At 64.4% G+C, this 5,053-nt stretch carries 4 protein-coding genes; all 4 read right to left on the reverse strand.

Annotated elements, in window-relative coordinates:
- Positions 1-14: 14 nt before the first annotated feature.
- The 4 genes from E4O92_RS17215 to E4O92_RS17230 all read right to left on the reverse strand — a co-directional run bounded on the left by E4O92_RS17215 (position 15) and on the right by E4O92_RS17230 (position 4,993).
- The gene (locus tag E4O92_RS17215; protein WP_135190889.1) at positions 15-575 is read right to left on the reverse strand and encodes a DUF3617 domain-containing protein; all 561 of its coding nucleotides are present in this window, start codon (positions 573-575) and stop codon (positions 15-17) included.
- An 88-nt stretch (positions 576-663) separates the two neighbouring features.
- A complete protein-coding gene (locus tag E4O92_RS17220) occupies positions 664-1,122 on the reverse strand; it encodes a hypothetical protein (protein ID WP_135190890.1) in 459 nt (152 codons plus the stop codon).
- 164 nt (positions 1,123-1,286) lie between these two features.
- Complete coding sequence (locus E4O92_RS17225) at positions 1,287-4,172, reverse strand: TonB-dependent receptor domain-containing protein (RefSeq protein ID WP_135190891.1); 2,886 nt, start codon at positions 4,170-4,172, stop codon at positions 1,287-1,289.
- A gap of 266 nt (positions 4,173-4,438) precedes the next feature.
- Positions 4,439-4,993: a YiaD family glycine zipper/OmpA-like lipoprotein gene (locus tag E4O92_RS17230; protein ID WP_135190892.1), complete on the reverse strand. Its 555-nt coding sequence runs from the start codon at positions 4,991-4,993 to the stop codon at positions 4,439-4,441.
- Between the last annotated feature and the right edge of the window lie 60 nt (positions 4,994-5,053).

Raw genomic sequence — 5,053 nt, forward strand, 5'->3', positions numbered from 1 at the left:
CCTACGAACTGCCGTTACTTGCCCTTCGATTCAAGCGGCTTGATGTTGCCGCAGTCGGACCCCAGCCATTTGCCGGCCACGTCGCCATTGGACGTGACAGGTTTGCCGCCATCGTACGAGGTCCATTTCATCCGTGCACGGTAGGAGTTGTCGCCGGCAAGCATGATCTCGCCGTCGCCCTCCACCCGCGGGTTGGTGCAGGTGAACGAGACCTTCATGGTCCCGCCGGCGAGCGGCGAGCGGCGCTGGGTGCAGTCCCCATCTCGCTGGATCGGCAGCTCGTTTTGCGCGGCCATCTCCTTGGTCACGCAGACCTTCACGCGCATCCCGCCGTCGCCGGACGGGCCGAACTGCACGCCTTGCTTGGCCAGCATCTGGTCCATCATCTTGCGCTGTTCCGGCGACATCGTGGCCATCTGTTTTTGCATCTCGGCCATCGCCGCCTGCATCTGGCCATCGGCCGAGCTGATGCTGGTGGTCATTTCCCACAGGCCCGGCTTGACGTGCTGGGCCGAGGCGGGCAGCGCAAGGCTGCCAAGGACAAGCGCGGCGAGCGCGCAGGTGCGGATCTGCATTGTTATTCTCCCCAAGTGGTCTGCTGTAACATTGTCAAGCCTTTCGGCCGTGACCGCCAGTACCATTGGCAGAGAAACCGTGCAGGCGTCAGGTAAGCGCAACAAACATGAAGGTGAACAGGGCGCGCAGCAGCACGTAGCCGGTGCCGGCGATCACGGCCGCGAACAGCACCGGGTCCCACTGGCGGCGCGGATAGTCCGGCCCGAGGCGCGCGCGCACGGCCCGCGCCTGTGGCAGGGCGGCGGTGAGCGACCAGACCAGCAGCCAGGCGACGCCGATCCAGGGCATGAAGTTCGATTCGCTGTTGAGCCGGCTGTTGAGGGCGCTCGACAGCAACTCTAGCGAGAGCAGGCCCAGGCTGAACAGCCATCCCTTGCGCGCGGCACGGGCACGTGCGTCCTCACCCAGCGCCTGCCAGTTGCGCATGACCAGGTAGGCGCCGAACGCCGGCGTGAACACGATGCTCCAGCAGGCGGCGGCCGCAGGGTTCCAAATGGCGTGTCCGGCGGCGGCGGGCGGCGGCATGGTCTCGGCAGCGCTGTGCATGTGCGGGCTCCTTGGAAATGATGTTGGCTCCAGGGAATATATTGCCCAGCAGATCGAACGTCGTGTTGATCCTGCTTATGGGCGGTGGCGATTGCGCCGGTGTGAAGCGCAAAAAAGCCGCCCGGCCTTGGCAGGCGGGGCGGCTTTGAGACACAGCTACGCGATTACTTGAACTGGTAGCTGGCGGTCAGGCGGAAGTAACGACCCATGCCGTTGTGCAGCTGGGTGTTGAAGCCTTCGGTGGCGTTACGCGGATCGTACGGAGCCGGGGTGTCGAACAGGTTCTTGACGTTGGCCGACAGGGTCCAGTTCTTGAAGCCGGTGTAGGTATAGGCCACGTTGAAGGTCACCCATTCTGCGACCGAGCAGTTGTCCACCCAGTTGTTGTACTTCGGCAGACCGCCGAACGAGACGCCCTTCGGAGCAACGAAGCCCGCCGGCAGCGTGCCGTAGTAGCACATCGGGACCGGGTAGGTCACGTTGTTGTTCGAGCGCAGCATCAGCGAGATCGGCGACACATAGTCGACCGAACCGGTCACCGAGTGCACGTCGCGGGTCCAGGTGGTCGACAGCGTGCCGCGGTGGCGCGGGATGTCGCCGACGCTGGTAGCCCAGTCGGACAGGCCGCCGTTGTAGCCGACCACGTTCGCTTCGGTTTCACCCGGACGCTCGGCGCGCTTGAAGGACAGCGTGTAGCTGTAGTTCAGGCGGGTCGTCAGGCGGCCGTTTTCACCCAGCGACAGGCGGTGCGCCACTTCGAAGTCCAGGCCCGAGGTCTCGGTGCTGCCCTGGTTGACGTAGGTGCGGTTGATCGCCGACAGCGGGCCGGTGCCAGGAATCGGCTTGCCGTTCGCGTCCAGCAGCAGGTTGGCCGGGTTGGTGTCACGAATCGCCAGGCCCGGGAACAGTTCCGGGTGCGCGACCACGTACGAGGCCGACAGCAGGGCGGTCTCGTTCTCCTTGCGGATCTTGTAGTAGTCGACCAGCACGTCCAGGTTCTTGGTCGGGTTCAGGATCGCGCCGAACGAGAAGCTCTTCGAGGTTTCGTTCTTCAGCTCCGGGTTCGGGGTCGAGACCGACGAAATGCTCTTGCTGCAGTCGGTCTTGTCCGCGCCTGGCAGCGGGTTGGTGCCGTCCGGGCAACGCACGGTATCGACGAAGCCGTTGTTAAACGTCTGCACGCCACCCGGCGACACTTGGGTCAGGGCCGGAGCGCGGAAACCTTTGGCGAAGGTGGAACGGAACGTGATCTGGTCGCTGACGGTCCACTTGGCGCCGACCTTCGGCACGAAGCTCTTCGCGGTCGGGTACTTGTCGTAACGGCCGGCGAAGTCCATCTCGAAGTCTTTGGTGAACGGGGTGCGCAGTTCGACGAAGCCCGACTTGACGATGCGGCGGCCGTCCATGACCGAGTTCGACAGGCCGATGATGTTGCCCGCCGCCAGTTCCGGATCGGAGGTCAGGCCGATCTTCTCCTGGCGGATTTCGCCGCCCACTGCCAGGCCGATGTCGCCGCCGGCCAGGGTGCCCAGGGTGGTCGAGCCCTTGGCGTCGATCTGGTTCACTTGCGAGTAGTTCTTGTTGGCCAGGTTGCGCACCGCGTTCGGATCGGCGATGGTGGCGGCGATCGTGCGGTTTTCGGTCACGATGCGGTCGATGACCGGACGGTACAGGAAGCCGCCCAGCTTCTCGTCACGCTCGGTGCGGTTGACCAGCAGCCCGGTTTCCCAGTCCCAGTTGCCGGCGGTGCCCTTCAGGCCGGTCAGGAAGCGGTAGGTGGTGTTGACGTTGGTGGAGTTCGAGTTGGTGCCCACCATGCGGAACGCCACTGCCGAGTTCGAGTTGCTCCATGGGTTGTCCGGGTGGCCGGCCGGCAGGATCAGCTGGTACGAGGTCGGCAGGCCGTTGATGCGGAACACCGTGGTCGGCGAGACCGAGTTTAGCGAGCGCGGTGCGCCGGTGTAGTTGCGCTCGTTGCGGGTGAAGCCCAGCTCGGTGAACGAGGTGAGGTTCTCGCCCAGCTTGACGGTCAGCTTGGACAGCACGTTGGCGTCGTTGCCCTTGCCCTGAGCTTCGTAGTAGTCGTTCAGGTCGAAGTTGCAGAACTGGCGGCCGACCAGCATCGAGCTGGCGGTCAGGTTGTGCTTGGCGATGTCGCCCGTGATCAGCTGCGACGGATCGCAACCGGCGGTGCGGTTGATGATGTCGGCGTTGTAGGCCGAGTTGGTCGAGAAGTTCTTCGCGCCCGGGGTACGCTCGCGGAAGAAGAACGGCGAGCCCGACACGTAGCTGCTGTACTGGTTCAGGCGGTTGTTGACGTCTGCCAGGGCCGCCTTGTTGATGTCGTTGACATCCTTGATGCCGGTACGGCCGCGGGTGCCCAGGTCGAAGCTGATGAAGGCGTTGTAGCGATCCTTGTCCAGGTCGCCGAAGCCAACCACGCCGTTGACGTTGTTGCGGTTGAACTGGCCGTTGTCGTTGGCGCTGGTCGAGGCCGAGATCGTCGCGCCCTGGTAGTCGGTCTTGGTGATGAAGTTGATCACGCCGGCGATCGCGTCCGAGCCGTACACGGCCGAGGCGCCATCCTTGAACACTTCGACGCGCTCGATGGCGGACACCGGAATGTTGTTCAGGTCGTAGGTGGTCGACTTGCCGTTGTTCGGATCGGCGTAGGCCGAAGCGGCGATGCGGCGGCCGTTGAGCAGCACCAGGGTCGAGGACGAGCCCAGGTTACGCATCGATGCGGTCGAAGCGCCCTTCGAGAAGCTGCCGCTGTTGTCGGAAATGTCGTTCGAGGTGCCGGTGCCGAAGGCCGGGATCGAATGCAGCAGTTCGGCCACGGTGTTGGCGCCGGTGGCGGCGATTTCCTTGGCGGTCATGGTGGTGACCGGCGAGGTGCCTTCCTTGTCGGCACGCTTGATGTTCGAACCGGTGACGTAGACTTTCTGGACGGGGGCCTGGTCGGCCTGCTGGGCGTGAACGACGCTGACGGAGGCCAGCGCCATAGCAACAGCGGCGACGCTGCGCTTTACAACGATTCTATTGCTCAAAAATCTCTCCAATGCTTGATTCCGGCACACCGTGCGCGGCTGCGTGCAGCTTGCCTGGTGCGCTTTTATTGCCAGTTTTTATCCCTTGGAATGCAGTCAGGCGCACTCCAAGGGGTGCAATGAAATCATGTCAAATAACGGAGCGTCAATTTTGATTGGAGTGTTCCGTTTCTATTCCGCAACAGCTATGTCCGTGCGTTATGGACCCATAAAAACGGATGCCGGGCAGGGACGGGCGACGCCGCCCCTGCGCGGCGGGCGGGCGATCAACCCTGGCGGGCGGGCTCGGCGACGTAGATTTCGACCCGGCGGTTGCGCGCGCGGCCGGACGGGTCATCATTGGTGGCAATCGGCTGGGTCGCGCCGCGGCCTTCGATTGCGATGCGGGCCGGGTTCACGCCCAGGCCGGCCAGGTAGTTGCGGGTGCTGGCGGCACGGTCGACCGACAGCGGCTGGTTGATGGCGGGGCCGCCGGTGCTGTCGGTGTGGCCGACGATGGTGACCGTGGTGTTCGGGTTCTCGTTGAGCGTGGTCGCGAAACGGTCGAGGATGGGGCGGAAGTTCGGCTTGATATCAGAACGATTGGTATCGAACGAAATGTCGCTCGGGATATCGAGCTTGAGCCGGTTGTCGGCGGTCTGGCTGACCTGCACGCCGGTGCCGCGGGTGGCCTGTTCCATCGCCTGTTTTTGCTGTTCCATGTGGCGCGACCAGACGTTGCCGATCACGGCGCCGGCGGCGGCCCCGATCACCGCGCCGCCCGCGGCGCGCCCCCGCGGGGCCGGGCGCGGGCAGGCGCACGGCCGCGCCGATTCGCCCATTCACGGGAAACCGCGCGGCGATTCCCCTTGAATGGGCGAATCGGAGAGGCCTTGCGCCTG

The organism is Massilia horti (assembly GCF_004614195.1).
GTDB lineage: Bacteria > Pseudomonadota > Gammaproteobacteria > Burkholderiales > Burkholderiaceae_D > Telluria > Telluria horti.

Coding starts and splice junctions, on each gene's coding strand:
- E4O92_RS17230 (WP_135190892.1), bottom strand. CDS start 4,993: ATGGGCGAATCGGCGCGGCCGTGCGCCTGCCCGCGCCCGGCCCCGCGG.
- E4O92_RS17215 (WP_135190889.1), bottom strand. CDS start 575: ATGCAGATCCGCACCTGCGCGCTCGCCGCGCTTGTCCTTGGCAGCCTT.
- E4O92_RS17220 (WP_135190890.1), bottom strand. CDS start 1,122: ATGCACAGCGCTGCCGAGACCATGCCGCCGCCCGCCGCCGCCGGACAC.